17 protein-coding genes are annotated in these 17,218 nt (G+C 60.5%); 6 read left to right on the forward strand and 11 right to left on the reverse strand.

Annotated features, from left to right (window positions below; translation table 11 throughout):
* Window positions 1-14 precede the first annotated feature (14 nt).
* Complete coding sequence (locus EKH55_RS05635) at window positions 15-1,331, forward strand: YeaH/YhbH family protein (protein WP_069457909.1); 1,317 nt, start codon at window positions 15-17, stop codon at window positions 1,329-1,331.
* A gap of 12 nt (window positions 1,332-1,343) precedes the next feature.
* Window positions 1,344-2,894, forward strand: coding sequence for a SpoVR family protein (locus tag EKH55_RS05640; protein ID WP_069457953.1), 1,551 nt, complete (start codon window positions 1,344-1,346; stop codon window positions 2,892-2,894).
* A 60-nt stretch (window positions 2,895-2,954) separates the two neighbouring features.
* Here the strand turns inward: EKH55_RS05640 and EKH55_RS05645 are convergent, their stop codons facing one another.
* Window positions 2,955-3,212: a hypothetical protein gene (locus tag EKH55_RS05645; protein WP_069457908.1), complete on the reverse strand. Its 258-nt coding sequence runs from the start codon at window positions 3,210-3,212 to the stop codon at window positions 2,955-2,957.
* 174 nt (window positions 3,213-3,386) lie between these two features.
* Window positions 3,387-3,893, reverse strand: coding sequence for a peptide deformylase (locus tag EKH55_RS05650; protein ID WP_069457907.1), 507 nt, complete (start codon window positions 3,891-3,893; stop codon window positions 3,387-3,389).
* A gap of 286 nt (window positions 3,894-4,179) precedes the next feature.
* On the opposite strand from EKH55_RS05650, the gene mgtE reads away from it, so the two are divergent.
* Both mgtE and EKH55_RS05660 read left to right on the forward strand, forming a co-directional pair.
* Entirely contained in the window at window positions 4,180-5,598 is a 1,419-nt protein-coding gene (mgtE, locus tag EKH55_RS05655; protein WP_069457906.1) for a magnesium transporter, read from the forward strand.
* 66 nt (window positions 5,599-5,664) lie between these two features.
* On the forward strand, window positions 5,665-6,051 hold the full coding sequence (locus EKH55_RS05660; protein ID WP_069457952.1) for a MerR family transcriptional regulator: 387 nt from the start codon (window positions 5,665-5,667) through the stop codon (window positions 6,049-6,051).
* Between the two features lie 134 nt (window positions 6,052-6,185).
* On the opposite strand, the gene EKH55_RS05665 is transcribed toward EKH55_RS05660, so the two are convergent.
* From EKH55_RS05665 to EKH55_RS05675, 3 genes are all read right to left on the reverse strand, one after another.
* Window positions 6,186-6,659, reverse strand: a complete 474-nt coding sequence (locus EKH55_RS05665) for a methyltransferase family protein (protein ID WP_069457905.1) — start codon at window positions 6,657-6,659, stop codon at window positions 6,186-6,188.
* Window positions 6,660-6,662: 3 nt separating this feature from the next.
* Window positions 6,663-7,667 (reverse strand): heparan-alpha-glucosaminide N-acetyltransferase, encoded by a 1,005-nt coding sequence (locus EKH55_RS05670; protein ID WP_151611137.1) that lies wholly within the window; start codon window positions 7,665-7,667, stop codon window positions 6,663-6,665.
* Between the two features lie 226 nt (window positions 7,668-7,893).
* On the reverse strand, window positions 7,894-8,583 hold the full coding sequence (locus EKH55_RS05675; RefSeq protein WP_069457903.1) for a DUF599 domain-containing protein: 690 nt from the start codon (window positions 8,581-8,583) through the stop codon (window positions 7,894-7,896).
* Window positions 8,584-9,294: 711 nt separating this feature from the next.
* Here EKH55_RS05675 and EKH55_RS05680 point away from each other — a divergent pair.
* Window positions 9,295-10,695: an L-serine ammonia-lyase gene (locus tag EKH55_RS05680; protein ID WP_151611138.1), complete on the forward strand. Its 1,401-nt coding sequence runs from the start codon at window positions 9,295-9,297 to the stop codon at window positions 10,693-10,695.
* 99 nt (window positions 10,696-10,794) lie between these two features.
* Window positions 10,795-11,226: a DUF1489 family protein gene (locus EKH55_RS05685; RefSeq protein WP_069457901.1), complete on the forward strand. Its 432-nt coding sequence runs from the start codon at window positions 10,795-10,797 to the stop codon at window positions 11,224-11,226.
* 45 nt (window positions 11,227-11,271) lie between these two features.
* Here EKH55_RS05685 and EKH55_RS05690 read toward each other — a convergent pair whose 3' ends face one another.
* The 6 genes from EKH55_RS05690 to EKH55_RS05715 all read right to left on the reverse strand — a co-directional run bounded on the left by EKH55_RS05690 (window position 11,272) and on the right by EKH55_RS05715 (window position 16,904).
* Window positions 11,272-11,541 (reverse strand): hypothetical protein, encoded by a 270-nt coding sequence (locus EKH55_RS05690; RefSeq protein ID WP_069457900.1) that lies wholly within the window; start codon window positions 11,539-11,541, stop codon window positions 11,272-11,274.
* 77 nt (window positions 11,542-11,618) lie between these two features.
* Complete coding sequence (locus EKH55_RS05695; protein ID WP_069457899.1) at window positions 11,619-13,100, reverse strand: D-alanyl-D-alanine carboxypeptidase; 1,482 nt, start codon at window positions 13,098-13,100, stop codon at window positions 11,619-11,621.
* Between the two features lie 181 nt (window positions 13,101-13,281).
* Window positions 13,282-14,010 carry a hypothetical protein gene (locus EKH55_RS05700; protein WP_069457898.1) on the reverse strand — a complete coding sequence of 243 codons (729 nt, stop codon included), beginning with the start codon at window positions 14,008-14,010 and terminating at the stop codon, window positions 13,282-13,284.
* A 265-nt stretch (window positions 14,011-14,275) separates the two neighbouring features.
* Window positions 14,276-14,878 carry a transglutaminase-like cysteine peptidase gene (locus EKH55_RS05705; protein WP_069457897.1) on the reverse strand — a complete coding sequence of 201 codons (603 nt, stop codon included), beginning with the start codon at window positions 14,876-14,878 and terminating at the stop codon, window positions 14,276-14,278.
* A 710-nt stretch (window positions 14,879-15,588) separates the two neighbouring features.
* A complete protein-coding gene (locus tag EKH55_RS05710) occupies window positions 15,589-16,200 on the reverse strand; it encodes a PilZ domain-containing protein (RefSeq protein WP_069457895.1) in 612 nt (203 codons plus the stop codon).
* 89 nt (window positions 16,201-16,289) lie between these two features.
* Window positions 16,290-16,904, reverse strand: coding sequence for a PAS domain-containing protein (locus EKH55_RS05715; RefSeq protein ID WP_151611139.1), 615 nt, complete (start codon window positions 16,902-16,904; stop codon window positions 16,290-16,292).
* Window positions 16,905-17,218: the final 314 nt, after the last annotated feature.

Below are 17,218 nucleotides of genomic sequence, written 5' to 3' on the forward strand. Positions count from 1 at the left end.
GCAGGGGTCAGTCAATGCCGAATTTCATCGACCGCCGCCTTAATCCGAAGGACAAGAGTCTCGGCAACAGGCAGCGCTTCCTGAAGCGCGCGCGCGAGGAACTGAAGCGCGTCATCAAGGAGCGAGTAAAATCAGGCAAGATCGCCGACGTCGACGCCGAGCACAACGTGTCGATGCCCGCCCGCGGCGTCAGCGAGCCGAGCTTTCAGCCCGACAGGCATAGCGGCGAAAAGCAGTATGTCCTGCCGGGAAACCGTGAGTTCGCACCCGGGGACCGTCTCCCGAAGAAGGGCGGCGGCGGAGGGGCAAGAGGCGCGGGTGCCGGCACCGGCAAAAGCGAGGACGATTTCCAATTCGTCCTCTCGCGCGAAGAGGTGCTCGACCTCTTTTTCGAAGACCTGGAACTCCCGGACATGGTGAAGCTCAACCTGAAGGAGTCCGTCGCCTTCAAGCGGCGCCGCGCCGGCTTTACCGCAAGCGGCTCTCCCACGAACATTAATGTCGGGCGGACGATGCGCAACAGTTTCGGGCGCCGTATTGCTCTGAGGCGTCCTTCGCGGCGGGAGGTCGAGAAACTCGCCGGAGAAATCGCCAAACTCGAGGCGGCGCCGGGTGCGCAGACGAAGAACAAGCAGCGACTCGAGGAGATGCGCCAGACCCTCGACAAGCTGGAACGACGGCGCCGACGGATCGCCTATGTCGATCCGGTCGACATCCGCTTCAATCGCTTCGAACCGCAGCCGCTGCCGAATGCAAGCGCGGTGATGTTTTGCCTCATGGACGTTTCCGCCTCGATGGGCGAGCGCGAGAAGGATCTCGCCAAGCGCTTCTTCGTGCTGCTGCACCTTTTCCTGAAGCGGCGTTACGAGCGCATCGATATCGTCTTCATCCGCCATACGGACGAGGCCGGCGAGGTCGACGAGAACACGTTTTTCTACAGCAAGCAGAGCGGCGGCACGATCGTGTCCACGGCGCTCGAGGAAATGCTCCGCGTCATCCGGGAGCGCTATCCGGCGCGCGAGTGGAATATCTACGCCGCACAGGCCTCGGACGGAGAGAACATTTCCGGTGATTCGGAGCGTTGCGCTTCGCTGCTCCAGGACGAGCTGATGCGGCTATGCCAGTACTACGCCTATGTGGAGATCATCGACGAGCGCGAAACCGAGATTTTCGGCACCACCGACAACGGAACGTCGCTCTGGCGCGCCTATCGCACCGTCGACGACGAATGGCCCAACTTCCAGATGACCCGAATAGCGAAGCCGGCGGATATCTATCCGGTGTTCCGCAAGCTGTTCGGCAAGCAGCAGACCGTGCAGTTGCACAAGTGAAAGGCGATGATGATGCCACAGGGCGCGGCCTCAAACCTTCTGTTCCAGGGCTCGGACTGGAACTTCGAGACGCTCGCGCGCACCTACGACGCCATCGAGAAGATCGGTATCGATGAACTCGGGCTGGACGTCTATCCGAACCAGCTCGAAATCATATCCTCCGAGCAGATGCTCGACGCCTATTCATCCGTCGGCATGCCGCTGATGTATCAGCACTGGTCCTTCGGCAAGCGCTTCGTATTCGAGGATCACCTCTATCGCAAGGGCCGTCGCGGCCTGGCCTACGAGCTGGTCATCAACTCCAATCCCTGCATCACCTATCTGATGGAGGAAAACACCATGGCCATGCAGGCCCTGGTGACCGCTCACGCCGCTTTCGGCCACAATCATTTCTTCAAAAACAACTACCTGTTCCGGCAATGGACCGATGCCAGTGCGATCCTGAACTATATGGATTTCGCCAAAAAATATATCGCCAAATGCGAGGAGCGCCACGGCACGGCCGCAGTGGAGTCCATTCTCGACTCCGCTCATGCGCTCATGGACCAGGGCGTCTTCCGCTACCGGCGACCTCCGCGACTCTCTTCGGAAAAGGAGCGGGAGCGAATGCGCGAGCGGCTGGAATATGAGGAGCAGACCTATAGCGACCTGTGGCGCACGCTTCCGCCCTCGAGCGAAAACAGCGATCCCAGCGAGGTTGAACGGGACGTAACGGAGCGCAAGAAGGCGCTGAACCTGCCCGAAGAGAACCTGCTCTATTTCCTGGAGAAGACCAGCCTGATCCTGGAGCCCTGGCAGAGGGAAATCCTGCGCATCGTCCGGGTTATCGCGCAATATTTCTATCCGCAGCGGCAAACGAAGGTGATGAACGAAGGATGTGCGACCTATGTTCACTACACCATCATGAACCGGCTGTTCGATCGCGGTCAGATCAGCGAAGGCGCCATGCTCGAGATTCTGCAGAGTCATACCAATGTCGTTTTCCAGCCGGCCTTCGACGACCCGCGCTTTCCCGGCCTGAACCCCTATGCCCTCGGATTCGCGATGATGCAGGAAATCGAGCGCATCTGCGTCGACCCGACGCCGGAGGATCGTGACTGGTTTCCGGAGATCGCGGGGACGGGGAACTGGCGAGAGACGCTGCTCGACGCCTGGGCAAACCACCGGGACGAATCCTTCGTCCTGCAATATCTGAGCCCGTCTCTGATACGGAAATTCAGGCTGTTCCTGCTCACCGACGAGGCAGACGACAACTATTGCGAAGTCGCTTCCATCCATAACGAGCGCGGATACGAGGCCATCCGCACCGCACTTGCCCGCAGCTACGACATCGGCGCCAACCAGCCTGACATCCAGGTGATGGACGTGGACCTTTTGGGCGACCGCCATCTGCGGCTGCAGCACAACGTCAAGAATGGCGTCCTCCTCGATGAGGACAGCCGGGACGACACACTGCGCCATGTTCGCCATCTCTGGGGATATGACGTCAGCATCGCCGGCGTCGATAGCGAAACCGGCGAGACCCTATACGAATGCACGACGGCGGACCTGTCCGGCGAGTGACGTGGGTTCGGCGAGCGTCGGTCTCCCGGCCGCCATCCGCGATTTTCGATCGCTTGCCGATCAGTCGCCCAGGCTGTCGACGATGCTGCGGCGAATGAGCTTGTAGGTGTGATCGGCCTGGACTTCGTAGGTCTCGTAGACGTATTTGCCCTGGTGCAGGAACCGATTCTGAATCTTGGTGCCGGGCGCGGCCTGGGTTTTGCGGGAGGAGGCCGTCTCGCCATAGGTGAGGCTGCCCGGAAGCGGCTCCAGGTCGGGCGTCGCCGTGCAACCGGCGAGTGCCATGGCGCACAGAAATGTCAGGCGCGTGAGTTTCATTGCATATCCTTCGGTTTGCTTCGGAGCTGGCCGGCGCGAATGTACGCGAATGTATTTGTCTGCCGATCCTACAGCGCCGCGCGTCTTATCAGACGCGCAAAGGTCGCTGTAGTACTCTGAATTGCTGCATGTCTCCTTTAATCGAGGTCGATTAAAGGAGACATGCAGTAGCCGTCAATGAGCCGGAGCGTCGCGCGTCTTCTCGAATCGCTTTGCCGCACGCTCCCGCTTCAGCCGCGACAGTCGCCGGGTCCAGAACAGGCCATCCAGCTGGTCGATTTCATGCTGAAGGCAGACGGCCATCAGTCCGTCGGCCTCTTCCTCCCGCATTTCACCCGAAAGCGTGTGATATCGGACGCGGATACGCGCTGGCCGCTCGACTTCTTCGGAAATGCCGGGCATCGAAACGCTGCCCTCGCTGTGGCGCGCCGTCTCGTCGGAGCGCCATACGATTTCCGGATTGACGAAATGGCGCGGTCCTGTCTCCCGGTCGAGCTCGATGACGGTCAGCCGCTTGAGGATGCCGACGTGCGCTGCCGTGATCCCGATGCCCGGAGCGGCGCGCATGGTCTCTACCAAGTCGCCGGCAAGGCGTTGCAAGTCATCGTCGAATTGGCTGACGGGCTCTGTGGGCGTATTCAGCGACGCATTCGGGAATTTGACGATTGGTCGGATTGCCATGCGGAAGCTCTCTCTGTGTTTGCCATCCATTTGCAACAGCTTGGTTAAATCGTCCAGAGGCGCCGCGCCCAACGGTGGACCTTCGTAATGGTTTGCGTTAGCACGGCTACTGCATGTCTTCGATCTCGATTTGGGAACAAAGACATGCGGCAGTTCAACCTGCTACAGCGATACCACGGACGGCGCCGTGGAGGTCGTTGCCTGCGGGCAGGGCATCGAAAGTGGCATGTCTCCTCCGGGTCTACAAGGCTGCGCGCCCTTGCCGGGGCTATTCGAGGGCGGGTCCATGAGCAACACAGATGACGACCGTGATTTCGACGAAGTCACCGCCTTTGACGGCTCGGACATCTATGCCGACGATGGCTCGGTGCGTTCGGATTTCCTCATGCATGTCGGCGCCGCGATTGCCGATCGCGACACGATCTACCTGCGCCAGCATGTTGCCGGACTGCATGCGTCCGAGTTGGGCGATCTCCTCGAAGCGATCCAGCCGGAGCAGCGTCTCGCGCTCGTGTCGCTGCTCGGAAAGGAGTTCGACCTCGCGGCCTTGACAGAGGTGGACGAGGCGATCCGGCTCGACATCGTCGAACACCTGCCGAACGAGCAGATCGCCGAAGCGATCGGCGAGATGGATTCCGACGATGCGGTTTATATTCTCGAGGACCTCGATCAGGAGGATCAGGAGGAGATCCTCGCCAAGCTGCCGTTTACCGAGCGCGTTCGCCTGCGTCGTTCGCTCGACTATCCGGAAAGCACGGCCGGCAGGCGCATGCAGACGGAGTTCGTGGCCGTCCCGCCTTTCTGGACGGTGGGCCAGACGATCGATTACATGCGCGAGGACGAGGATCTGCCTGACAGCTTCTCGCAGATTTTCGTGATCGATCCGACCTTCAAGCTGCTCGGCGCCGTCGACCTCGACCGCGTGCTGCGCACGAAGCGATCGGTGAAGATCGACGCGATCATGCGCGACACGAGCCATGCCATCCCAGCGGAAATGGACCAGGAGGAGGCGGCGCAGCTCTTCGAGCAATACGATCTTCTGTCGGCGGCCGTCGTCGACGACAATGGCCGCCTCGTCGGCGTGCTGACGATCGACGACGTGGTCGACGTGATCCAGGAAGAGGCCGAGGAGGACTTGCTGCGGCTTGGCGGCGTCGGCGATGAGGAACTGTCGGATAGCGTTGGAGGGGCATCGCGATCTCGTATCCCGTGGCTGTTCGTCAATTCGGTGACTGCCTTCCTCTCCGCTACCGTCATCGGCCTCTTCGATGCGACGATCCAGCAGATCGTTGCGCTTGCGATCCTGATGCCGATCGTTGCCGGCATGGGTGGCAATGCGGGCGCACAAACCATGACGGTTACCGTGCGCGCGCTGGCGACGCGCGCCCTCGACACCCATAACGCACCGCGGATCATTCGCCGCGAGGCGGGCGTCGGTCTCCTGAACGGTCTGGTTTTCGGCGCCTTCATCGGCGTTGTCGCCGGGCTCTGGTTCCAGAATGTCCATATTGGCGGTATCATCGCCACCGCGATGCTGATCAACATGATAGCCGCGGCGCTCGCCGGCATTCTGATTCCGATCGTTCTGGACAAGTCCGGTGCCGACCCTGCCGTCTCCTCGGCCGTCTTCGTCACGGCGGTTACGGACGTGATCGGCTTCTTCAGTTTCCTCGGCCTGGCGGCGTGGTGGTTCAACGTCGCATAAGCACGTGTTTGACTTTTACGTCAAAGTCAAAGATAGTGAAGGTGCGTGAATGGACGGATTGATGGCGTGGATAAATATTATAGCATCACGGAACTGACGCGGGAATTTGGCATCTCGACCCGAACGCTGCGCTTCTACGAGGATGAAGGACTCATTCATCCGGAGCGTCGCGGTCGTACGCGTTTGTTTCGGCCGGCCGATCGGCACTTGATCAAGGAAATTCTGCGCGGCCGGCGCATCGGCTTCACCATTGCCGAAATTCGCGAGATCATTCAGGTTTACAAGGACCCCCCGGGCGAGATGGGGCAGTTGCAACTCCTGATGAAGCGCGTCGAGGAAAAGCGCGAGGATTTGCGGCAGAAGCGCAAGGACATCGAGGATACGTTAGCCGAGCTCGACAATGTCGAGGAGGCCTGCCTGACCCGTCTCGCCGAGATTGGCGTAGGCACCTGAGAGTTTCAGCACCGCGCGCCATTTCAGACGCGCGTTGCTGTAACTCTTTGGAACTGCGCATCGGGTCCGAAAATCGGTTCCGATTTTTGGGCCAATGCGCTGGCGAAAGCATGGTGTGCCGGTCCACCCCGTGGTCAGATCCACCGCGTCGTATGGCGGCAATAGCGTTCGAACTCGAAACCAAAGCGGGAGAGCAGGTGTCGCTCCTCGTTGCGGACGGCAAACAGCGTCGTCGCGGCAACGGCAAGGATCGCCATGATGAAGAACCACGGGTTCAGGGACATGAGTCCGGCGCCGGTCATCACCAGGGTATAGCCGAGATAGATCGGATTGCGGGTGTAGCGGAAGGGACCGCTCGTCACCAAGCAAGTCGCGCAACGGTGCGGCAGGACCGCGGTGTGCCGGTCGAGAAGCGCCTTGACCGCCCAGAGATCGAGAAAAATTGCCGTGAGGATCAACGCGCCGCCGACGAGCCAGGGAATCCAGCTCTGCCCGTTCATGACGGGGATCGGGTAAACGCGGGTCAGGACCAGCGCAATCAGCACTGCCGTGCCATAGATGAGCGGCGGCCATGGAAAACTCAGCGGCTTGGCACGATAGGCATTCATGTCCTAGTCCCCTGATGGTGCATCCATTGTGCATTGATTGGCGATTCGCGCAATGCGTTCATCCGTGGCCACGTCGATCTTGCCCAGGTTTAAATCGTCGAACAGGTTCTGCTGCTTGAGCTGGGCCAGCGTACAGTTGCAAAAGCTGCTACAGGAGACACCGGCGCTGTTGAGACCACAGGCTTGCTCGCAATTCAGCCGGTAAGCCCTTTCCGCATCCATGGCAGGGGCGGGGACCGCGAGTGAGAAGGCATAGACGAGCCCGATCAGTAGCGGCTGGTGAATGAGGTATATGGCCAGACTGTGACGCCCCCCGTAGGCAAGGAGTCTTGTCCACGGTTTTGGCTCCTTTCGGCCCGCCTCGGAGCGCCGAGATGCAAGCAAAGGCTGAAGCAGCTTCGCTGTTCCGAGACCGGCGAGAAACGGGGCCAGCCAGGGAAGCAGCGGCACGTAGTCGTTCGATCGCGGCACCGTTTCGGAAAGTCCAACCCACCAGAGTGCGGGTATGTCGAACAGGGCCGAACGCAGATAGAGCGGCGCGAGAAAGGCGGCGGCCGCGGCGACAAAGGCAACGAATGCGGGAAGGCGGAGGAACAGCAGGCCGACGAGGCTCGCCGCAGCGATAGCGTGGAGAATGCCGAAAAAGATGAAGGAACCCGGAAAGGCGAACCAGGTCGCGATAGTGATGAGTGCCGCTGCACCTGCTATCCTGGCGAAGCGACGCGCGAAGGCCTGCGGGCGGAATTGCACCGCATGGCCCAGCAGCAGGCTATAGCCGGCGAGGAACAGGAAACTGCTGGCGATCAATCGTGCAAAGAGCCGCCAGCCACCGGTTCCGGCGGTACCGGCCGCAACATAGCCGAAAAACTCCAGATCCCAGACGAAATGGTAAAGTGCCATGGCGACGAGCGCGAGCCCGCGAAGCGCGTCCAGAAGCGCGATCCGCTGAATTTTGCCCGGCTGTATGATTTGCGTCTCCGGAATCGTGGTTGCAGGGCTATTGGACATGGCGGCGCCATCCTGTACGGGCGAGTGGTGGTTGTCCGGCTCCTGCATGATCCGGACCGAAACTGGTCCACGAGCAAAAAGCAGGCAGCGAACGGCCTTCTGTGGTGCGTTGCGTGCCCGATTCGGTTCAGGGGCACCCATGCCAGACGCGTCGTGATTATGTTGAAATGAGGGCGGCACCGATCTCGGCGTCCAAGACACCTGCTGCGCTCAGGATCGACCTGGCCTAACGCCCTTCGGCGAGCAGCGCTTCCCGGGCTTCGGAGAAAAATTGCCGGCGCGTGAGCACGAAAATGACAAAGCCGGTAAGCACGATGAAGACATAGGGGCCGACAAACCAGCCGAGATAGCCGATCGACAGGAAAATCGCCCGGAGCCCGGCATTGAAGTGTTTGGCTGCCATGATGTTCATGCGTATGGCGCGCTCCGCTGCCTGTTCGGCCGACCGCCGATCGCGCGACATGTCTGCCGTCATAGGTATGCCGCCCATGAGGATGGAGCAGTAGTTGAAGAGCCGGTAGGACCAGCCGAACTGGAAGAAGGAATAGCCGAAAAGACAGGTGAGTCCCCCCACCTTCAGTTCAAAGCCCGCCCGGCCGCCGCGAAAGACGTGCGGCAGGTCATTGAAGATCATCTGCACCTGCTCGGTCGCGCCGAGCAGAGCGAAACAGCCGCCGAGTGCGAAAATGGTCGTGGATGCGAAGAAGGCGGTGCCGGCCTGAAGACCCGCGATGATTTGGGTGTCGATCATCTTCAGGTCGCGGTTGAGCGAATTGCGGATCCAGCGCGCACGGTGTTCGTTCATCAAACGCGTCAAATTGACGCGTTTGAAATTGCGTCGGCCGTCGGTCGCCCAACTGAACCCGCCCCAAAGCAACAGGAATATGCCGAGCGCAATGTAATCTTCGATGGTCATGTGCGTCTTTTCGCATGGCCGCATGAAAAAGCAAGATCGCTTGGGTGTGCGCCGACATCAACCAATATGGCGAAATTGCGGCTGCACTGGCGGAGCGCAAGGCTGCCTTTCAAGCCTTGCCGCCACCTTGACGGGAGCGTGCCTGCGCGAATTGAGGTGTACGACATGCTTTCGCCACATTTTGGCATTGCGCATTTACTAATTCTTCAGTATGCATCGCCCCAGAAGCGAACTTGCCGCTTTTCGACCCTCGGGTATTCGGAGAAATCATGGACAGCACATTACAGAAGTCATGCTGGGGCGTAACCATTCGCGCCGTGGCTGGTTTCGCTGGCGTTCTCGTCCTGGCTTACCTCTTCGGTAGCTTCTGATAGCAAACGCCTTCCTGCGGCTAGCGTGCTGACGCCGCCACCTTCACCTCCATTTCGATTGCTACATTGCTTGGTCACAGCGAAGCCGGTCTGTCATGCGATGCGCGCCGCTGAAGCGGGCGCGCGTTCGGTCCTTGAACCCGAAACGCGCAGCCGGCTCTTGTGGATTGTGATGTCGCATCGAAAGAATCCGATGTCGGTGGATCACCTGATCGACTGGTATGGGATCGCATAGGTTTCACCCTATATATGGAGCGGATCCGCATTGCCGAACCAGTTCGGGTCCGGTGTTTTCATCGGCAAGGCGCCGAGCGCCCTGCCACGATCTGGTCAGGCATCTATGTTTCTTTCCGTCTTCGACGTCTTCAAGATTGGTATTGGTCCCTCGAGTTCGCACACGATGGGGCCGATGTCGGCGGCCAACAGGTTCCTCGACCTCATTCTTTCCGACGAATGGCCGCGGCCGTCGAATGTGGCGGTCAGCGCCATCACAGTCAGCCTGCACGGCTCACTGGCCCATACGGGGGTCGGTCACGGAACGGGCAGGGCGGTGATCCTCGGGCTGATGGGCGAGCGCCCCGACCTGGTCGATCCCGATCGGATGGACGCGATCATCGACGAGGTGGAGCGTAGGGGCCGCGTTTCGCCGCCGGGCCATCCTGAATACCATTTCCAGCCCAAGACCGATCTCATCTATGACAAGAAGGTGCCGCTGCCGGGCCACGCCAATGGCATGTCCTACTCCGCCTTCGATCGCGACGGCCGGCTGCTTTTGAAGCGCATCTATTATTCGATCGGCGGCGGCTTCGTGGTTACCGACACGGAGCTCGAAGCCATGCGTGCGGCAAAGAACAAGCCGGCCGGCGTCAAGGTGCCTTATCCATTCGCGACGGCGGCGCAGATGCTCGACATGGCGGCGCGTTCCGGCCTTTCGATCGCCCAGATGAAGCGGGCGAACGAAGAATGCGCCATGACCAGGGAGGAACTCGACGCGGGCCTCGATCGCATATGGGCGGCGATGAACGCGTGCATCGACCGCGGCCTCAGCCAGGACGGAATCATGCCGGGCGGACTGAAGGTACGCCGGAGAGCGCGGGCAATCCACGACAAACTGCAGGAGGAATGGCGATCCAACAAGGTAAACCCCTTGCTCGCCAATGATTGGCTGAGCGTATATGCCATGGCCGTCAACGAAGAAAATGCCGCCGGCGGAAGGGTCGTGACGTCGCCGACGAACGGTGCGGCGGGCGTGGTCCCGGCAACGATCCGCTATTATCTGCACTTCCACGAAGATGCCGATGAGGAAGGCATTCGGGACTATCTTCTGACCGCGGCCGCGATCGGCGGCATCATCAAACACAACGCCTCCATTTCAGGCGCCGAGGTCGGCTGTCAGGGGGAGGTGGGCTCGGCCTCTGCGATGGCGGCCGCGGGCCTTGCGGCGGTGATGGGCGGTACAGCGGAGCAAATCGAGAATGCCGCCGAGATCGCGCTCGAGCATCATCTCGGCATGACCTGCGATCCAGTCGCAGGTCTTGTGCAGGTGCCTTGCATCGAGCGCAATGCGCTCGGCGCGGTAAAGGCCGTCACGGCGGCATCGCTTGCGCTCAAGGGGGACGGCAAGCATTTCGTGCCGCTCGACGCCTGTGTCGAAACGATGCGGCAGACCGGCCTCGACATGAGCGAGAAATACAAGGAGACCTCGACCGGCGGCCTTGCGGTCAACATCGTCGAATGCTGAAGCCTGCGAAGAGCTCCGAAACCGCGCCTGAGTGCTTTTGTGGATGAAATCGTCTTCGGCGCTTGACCTCGACCGGCCGCCGGGTGTTCAAGCATTGCCATGGCCTTGCATCTTATCAAGCTCTGTGTCGGCGCCGATTCCGTCGAAGACTTGCGCGAATGGGTAGCGCGCCGGTCGCTGGCGGCGATTACGGCCGGGCAGCAGCCGCACTCGTTCCATACCACTCGGATGGTGCCGAAACGTGCGGAAGAACTTCTCGCCGGCGGGTCGCTCTATTGGGTGATCAAGGGATTCGTGCAGGCAAGACAGCCGTTGATCGGCATCGAGCCCTTTACCGACGGCGAGGGGATAGGCCGTTGCCATCTGATACTCGGCCCGGAGGTGGTGGATACGGAGCCCCAGCCGCGCCGGGCATTCCAGGGATGGCGCTACCTCAAGGATGAGGAGTCCCCGCGCGACCTCGCGTCCTTGGCCGCGGCGGATATGCCGCTTGAATTGCGGCGGGAACTTGCGGAGTTAGGCCTTTTGTAGACGGGCCAATATCGCCCCGAAGATCGAGGGGCCGGCGTTTTTGCGTCAGCCTATCCGTATTCTCAAGGGACGGTTGCGACCAGGTGCCGTGACGTGCAGATGGATTTCCGCTTTCGGTTGGGTAGAGCGCCAGGCCCGCGCTCCATGGGTCAGGAGCAGGCCGACGAGGTCTCGGGTTTTTGCCTTTGACCGGTTGAGGCCGACATCGGCGATGCGCATGGCTGCCTCGTGCAGCGGATGCAGCCGAAGACCCGAAGACCTCGTCTTTTTCCGGGGTGCCACGGGGATGCCCGGAGCATTCTCGTTCATTGCCATGACTGACCTCGTTTACGATGTACAAATCCGAGGAAACAGCCGGAAGAGACGCATCCGGCCGTCAATGTCGTATGCGCTTACTGTTGGCTCGCCCAGCAGGCAAAGCCCTTCTTTTTCAGGAACTTGCATGCGTTGACCGCTTTGCCCTGGTCGCCAAATCCACCGAAGCGAGCGCGGTAGACCTGGGCCGAGCCATCGCCGAATGCGACCGTGAAGGGCGTCGCATCGCGCAAAAGTTTGCCGCCTTTTTCCTTGGCATTGTCGAGCAGGGTCACGGCTTGCGCCCGGTCCGGCGTCGCGCCGATCTGAATTACCCAGCCTTGCGGCACCGCCTTTGCTTCAGCCCGCACCTCGGCCTCGGCTGCCGCACCGGACTTCGCGACCGAATTGGTGACCTGGGCGTCGACGTCGCGGGAGGTCGCGGGCTGCCGGGCGAGCTTGGCACTTTGAGCGTCCAGGGTGTTCGGTGCGATCTTGCCGGAGAGGACAGGATTGTCGGAGGCAGGCCTTGTTTCCGCATAGGCCAACTCAACGCTTCCCTCGGCTTCGCCGCTATAGCGGAAGTCTGGAACCGGGCCGGTATGCGGCAATTCCGTCGCAGCCAGCGTGGCGGCTTGCGAGGCGGTTTCCGCGACGGCGACCGGAGCCGCCGGCGTCTGTGCGATCAGGTTGCCGCTGCCGCGACGGGATGCCTCGGGCATGTATTTGGCGACCAGTTTGCGCATCTGCGCGTCACGAGCGCCGCCGGAGGTTCCGCCCATGACGACCGCGACAATGCTGCGTCCGTCGAGTTGTGCCGAAGTGACCAGGTTGAAGCCGGAGGCGCGCGTGTAACCGGTCTTGATGCCGTCGACGCCGCGTACATTGCCGAGCAGACGATTGTGGTTTCCGATCGTTTGCTTGCCGAAACGGAAGCTGCGTGTCGAGAAATAGTCGTAATATTGCGGGAAATGCTGCCGGAGCGCGAGGCCGAGCCGTGCCTGGTCGCGCGCGGTGGTCCGTTGTTCCGAATTCGGCAGGCCGTTCGCGTTGCGGTAGGTCGTACGCGTCATGCCGAGTGCACGCGCCTTGTTCGTCATCATGCGGGCGAAGCGCTGCTCGGAGCCACCGAGAAGTTCCCCCAGCGCTGTTGCGGAGTCGTTGGCCGAGCGCGTAACGAGCGACAGGATCGCCTGTTCCACAGTGATCGATTGGCCGGCCCGGACACCCAGCTTCGATGGCGGCTCCGACGCGGCATTCTTTGAGAACGGCACCGGCGTGGACTTGCTGATGCGCCCGGCTTCAAGCGCCTCGAAGGTCAGATAAAGGGTCATCATCTTTGTCAGCGAAGCCGGATAACGCAGCTCGTCGGCCGAATCGCCGTATAGCACCTTGCCGGTTTTGGCATCGACGACGATGCCGGCATATTTCGGGTTGGCGAGGGCGGGTGTCGAGAGTGCCGAAACGGCAAGTATGCCGGCAAGGATAATTCTCCCAACGACTTTTGCAAGAACGCTTGACGGACGCTTCGCGCGATCAAGAAAAACGGATTGAGACACTGCGCTGCTCTTCATTCTTATTTCGGGGGTGCCGTCCGGACGTCGTTTCCTGAAACGACCGTTCCCGGCACTCTAGCGGGATAGCGTTACCAATCGGTTTATGATGAATGATTGGTTTGCGGGGGATGGCCGTTTGTTCGGTAGCGGGACCGGCTGGCCTTCTCGGCCGGCAGCTTGCCTCCAGCACGACTCTTCGACAAAATCACGGCACGAGCCGAGCCTGAATGAAAGACTCCACCGATTCATCGATTGCTTGCCATTTGGGCAGCAACCTCGCCGAGAAACGATAGATAGCGGTGAGATCCTTACCGATGTGGACGTCGCGCTGGCAATCGGCGCTGGAGGACGCTGTTTCGCTCTCAGGCACGAGGCAACGCAGCACATAATCTGGACGCCCGGGGCGGGTGGCGGTGAAGAAAACCTCGCCCGCATAGCCGGAATTCGGTTTGGCCTCATATCTCATGAGGCCGGCGGGGCCAGGGCGAGCTACATCTTCGAGGACATGGCGATAGATGGGGTCAAGCCGGCCCGACATGTCGCGCGACATTGTGCTCTGCGCGATCTGGAGGAAGATCAGCTTCTCCGGGTGGCTGACATCGTTGAAGAAGTGCCGGGTCTCGTCACTATAGCCTTCGAGCGCGGGCCAGGTGAGGTAGAGATCGACACGCTCCGCGATGCGCGTCGCCCGTTGGCTTTCGAAGCGGATAATGTTGGCGGGCAGGCGCAAATGATCCTGTCCTATGAAGATGTCGTAGGTCTGCCGGCTCGATGTGTGTCCGGCGAGCGCGAGACTCTCTCCTAGCCGTTGCCCGGTGAAGGAAACGGCAAGCGCCAGTACCGCCAGCAATGCAATGACGCCGGCAACCTTGTATACGAAGCGCGGCGAAAGAAGAGGCAGAAATTCCGGCTCGTGGGCTTCCGGCGTGTTCATGAGGGGCCGTCGGTAGGGGGGCTGGTCTTGAAATCACTCTCGCTCGGCCGAATGGCGTCATTCTTCCGGCAAAGATCGCCTTCCGAGGTTCTTCGAATAGGGTTAATTTTGATTGAAGATCCGCGGCGCGGCTCGTCGGCCAAAAAAGGAGAGGCCGGTTCCGGGGACAATCGGAACCGGCCGTGGGCTTGGCCTCGAGGGGACGAGGATTTGACCGAAGCCCGGGCGGAGGCGCCGACGCCGGCGGCGTTGGCGAATGCATCACCTATTCGGCGCGCACGCTGCCGACGGCAACGGTGCGGCCGTCCTGAAGTTTCACCCAGCGGCCGGCATGTTCCGAGGATTGCCGCTTGAGAAAGGTGTATTCGGTCTCGGACCAGCGGAGCACCTTGTTGCGCATGTTATCGAGGATGAAGTCGCCGCGGTCGGTACGCACGGTCAGAACAGCGTGGCCGTCGCCGTTCGGCTGCAGCACGACGGTGATCAGCAGATCAGCGGGGGAAAAGCCGCGCTCGATCAGCCTGCGGCGTTTCAGGAGCACGTAGTCCTCGCAGTCGCCGACTGCATCCGGAAAGCCCCACCTTTCTTCCTCGCCGTAGATCTCGAAGTCCGTCAATGGCATGATGGCCTGATTGACCTCGTGATTTACTTCCAGAATGGCCTTCCATCCGGCGCGCGTTAGTACGGTCGGCCCATCATCGGGGCCGAGCGGCCCGCACTCAGTGGCATGGGTCTTGCAGAACTCGTAGTGGCCGACGGGGGGATTGGTCGCGCCGCCGACGACCATGTTTGCCGGAAGGGCGAAGGCGGGGCCCGCCAGAAAGCCGGCCACGGCAACTGCGATCGTCTTCGTGATCATCTTGTGCATGTTTGTCTCCCCGTTGTGGTTCGACATTGGCACAGAGTTTTTTATTGGCGGCGAATTTCGGTGGTAAAAACAAGTACAAATTCAGTAGTTATTCGAATAAATCAAGTATAAAATTTGAATTGCATTCGAGTTGAATGTGATTCAAATTTTAGTTGATCTCGCCGCGCCTGCGCAGCGCGGGCTAGCATGCATCCTGCAATGGCTTGGAAAATAAGGAAAAGTGGCCCGTCCTTCGAGTCCTGATCCCTCGTGATCTGGATCAGGAGGTGGCCTGCGGGGTCTACGGTCTCAATGTACCGGAGTGGGAATGCCGTAAGGATCGGTTTACCAGAAGGTATTTCTTTCTGGTGCATGTAATTATACAGAACGAGATTTCGCAGCGCCACGGTGGGACAGGTATCCAACTGCCCGGTCGCGGAAATTTCGGTATCTGTCGACGCGACGCACGGGATTGTGCCGTGGGCGAGGCTGGTCCGATCGACAGACCGTTCTCCTTGCCGAATGACGGACCGCTACAAGCCGCGTCAATGATGATCGTCGGTCAAGCAGATGCGTCGGTAGGGAGATCGCTGCCCACGCACTTTAGCAGCACCGTGCGTCTTTTCAGCCGCGAACGGTCCCGTAACTCTTGAAGCTGCGCATCGAGCTTTCCCGGAAATCGTTGACGATTTTTCGGCCGACGCATTTGCCGCAGCTCGCAGCGGGTCGTGTCAAAGGAATTCGGTGAGAGCTTCGCGGGACTGGACGCCGGAGAACTCGATGGCGACGCCTTCCTGGAAATGGCGCACGATTCGGCCCCGCATATGGCTGCCGAGCTTTACGGGCGTGCCGATGGCGGGGCGAAGTTCGATATCGACCGCGGCCCCGGACAGGGAGAGGTCGATGATCCGGCATCGGAATTTCTCGCCGGTATCGACCGTAAGCTCCGTCACTGTCTTGCGCGGTGCAAGCCGGTCGTGGCGCCGGTCCTCGGGGAGGCCGAGTTCGTGCTTGTTGGCGATCCAGGTGAGTTGCGCCGCGAGCTTTTCGCGCTTGCGTTCCGTGGCGTTGAGCTGGATGACGAATGCATCCTCGGCAAGTTTCGCAACGGTGCCTTCGAGCCGTCCGAGATGATCGATATAGGCAATGATGCGCTCGCCGGCGCGCGGCCGCGCCGCCGTTGAAAAGAGCACGTCGCCGGGCGACATATCGACGACGGTGCAATCATATTCATCGCGGTTGGCAAGCATCAGCCGTCCCGAAAGATTGACCGAGACGCGCTGGAAGGCGCTTTCCTGGTGTGGTTTCGTACCGCCGTTTTGTGCGTGCTGAAACGAGAACATGGTCACTCTGCAATCGACGTATCTACACGCGTTAGGATAGGCCTTGCCGGTTAATAGAAGGTTCGTCGCAGAATCAATTCTGTATCGATTCAGTCGCGGCGGCCGCCGTCGAGCACACGCAGATTGAGCACACGACCCCGGGCATGGCCGGCCTCGATGCCGATGTTCGCGGCGGCAGGGGGAGTGTTTACGTCTTTGCGCGACATATCGTGATCGCGATGGAGAACGCTGAGACCGCTTGTGGCGAGTGCTGTGATTGGCGTCAAATGCAACCAGCGCGGGCAGGTAAGCGGCGAAAGGGTTCCTAGCACCCGGTCATTCCTGCCGTCCGCGGAGGCGAGTGGTGCAAGCAGCAGTTCCAATTCGATCTCATCGCCAGCGGCCGTCCTGCCGAAGGCAGAAACAAGCATCGGCGTGCATTGCGCCATCACCCGCCCGGCAACCCGGTCAAGATCCGTCATTTCCTTCTCCTCCCAGAGCGCCGAAAACGGCTGATCACGCAGTTCGCTCCCGAAAAGCGTGCAGATGCGGGTGCCGGCGAGGCGGAAGCGAATGGGGCCGCTAACCTGTCTTTGCAGAATGAAGACATCCGGCAGCAGCAACCGGATGTCGCCGGGCGAGATTTCATCGCGCCGGGGGAGATTGCGATCACCCCGAAGGGTGTTCCAGTAACGAAACAGGTCAACGGACGTTCTGCTGCGCATATCCTTATGTCCTCATGACGTGGGAGGCGTGCTGTTTCAAAACGATACAGCCGACCGCCTCGGGCGCGACCCTGCAGAGAGCGGAGCGATTTTCATGCCAGGTGGAAATTAAGGTTAATGACTGGTTGCGATTGCAAGTCTCGCCTTGCGTTGGCATTGCTTGGCCATCACTTCACGAAGCGTTGCTTCGGCACATCGATTGGAGCCCGGTGATTGGGGCAGGCCGTCCAGCTTTTTTTTCTGGACGGCCATTTTTCCTTTGCTTATGCCTTTGCCTGCCGTCCGACGGACGCATCGCCGCTGCTCCGGTCAGC

Origin of the sequence: Sinorhizobium alkalisoli, assembly GCF_008932245.1 — a bacterium.
GTDB lineage: Bacteria > Pseudomonadota > Alphaproteobacteria > Rhizobiales > Rhizobiaceae > Sinorhizobium > Sinorhizobium alkalisoli.

Excerpts from the sequence above, each read along its gene's own strand:
- EKH55_RS05665 (WP_069457905.1), bottom strand. The coding sequence starts at position 6,659 with ATGAATGCCTATCGTGCCAAGCCGCTGAGTTTTCCATGGCCGCCGCTC.
- EKH55_RS05705 (WP_069457897.1), bottom strand. The coding sequence starts at position 14,878 with ATGCACAAGATGATCACGAAGACGATCGCAGTTGCCGTGGCCGGCTTT.
- EKH55_RS05715 (WP_151611139.1), bottom strand. The coding sequence starts at position 16,904 with ATGCGCAGCAGAACGTCCGTTGACCTGTTTCGTTACTGGAACACCCTT.
- EKH55_RS05710 (WP_069457895.1), bottom strand. The coding sequence starts at position 16,200 with ATGTTCTCGTTTCAGCACGCACAAAACGGCGGTACGAAACCACACCAG.
- EKH55_RS05685 (WP_069457901.1), top strand. The coding sequence starts at position 10,795 with ATGGCCTTGCATCTTATCAAGCTCTGTGTCGGCGCCGATTCCGTCGAA.
- EKH55_RS05675 (WP_069457903.1), bottom strand. The coding sequence starts at position 8,583 with ATGACCATCGAAGATTACATTGCGCTCGGCATATTCCTGTTGCTTTGG.
- EKH55_RS05680 (WP_151611138.1), top strand. The coding sequence starts at position 9,295 with ATGTTTCTTTCCGTCTTCGACGTCTTCAAGATTGGTATTGGTCCCTCG.
- EKH55_RS05650 (WP_069457907.1), bottom strand. The coding sequence starts at position 3,893 with ATGGCAATCCGACCAATCGTCAAATTCCCGAATGCGTCGCTGAATACG.
- EKH55_RS05645 (WP_069457908.1), bottom strand. The coding sequence starts at position 3,212 with ATGAAACTCACGCGCCTGACATTTCTGTGCGCCATGGCACTCGCCGGT.
- EKH55_RS05690 (WP_069457900.1), bottom strand. The coding sequence starts at position 11,541 with ATGGCAATGAACGAGAATGCTCCGGGCATCCCCGTGGCACCCCGGAAA.
- EKH55_RS05640 (WP_069457953.1), top strand. The coding sequence starts at position 1,344 with ATGCCACAGGGCGCGGCCTCAAACCTTCTGTTCCAGGGCTCGGACTGG.
- EKH55_RS05700 (WP_069457898.1), bottom strand. The coding sequence starts at position 14,010 with ATGAACACGCCGGAAGCCCACGAGCCGGAATTTCTGCCTCTTCTTTCG.
- mgtE (WP_069457906.1), top strand. The coding sequence starts at position 4,180 with ATGAGCAACACAGATGACGACCGTGATTTCGACGAAGTCACCGCCTTT.
- EKH55_RS05670 (WP_151611137.1), bottom strand. The coding sequence starts at position 7,667 with ATGTCCAATAGCCCTGCAACCACGATTCCGGAGACGCAAATCATACAG.
- EKH55_RS05635 (WP_069457909.1), top strand. The coding sequence starts at position 15 with ATGCCGAATTTCATCGACCGCCGCCTTAATCCGAAGGACAAGAGTCTC.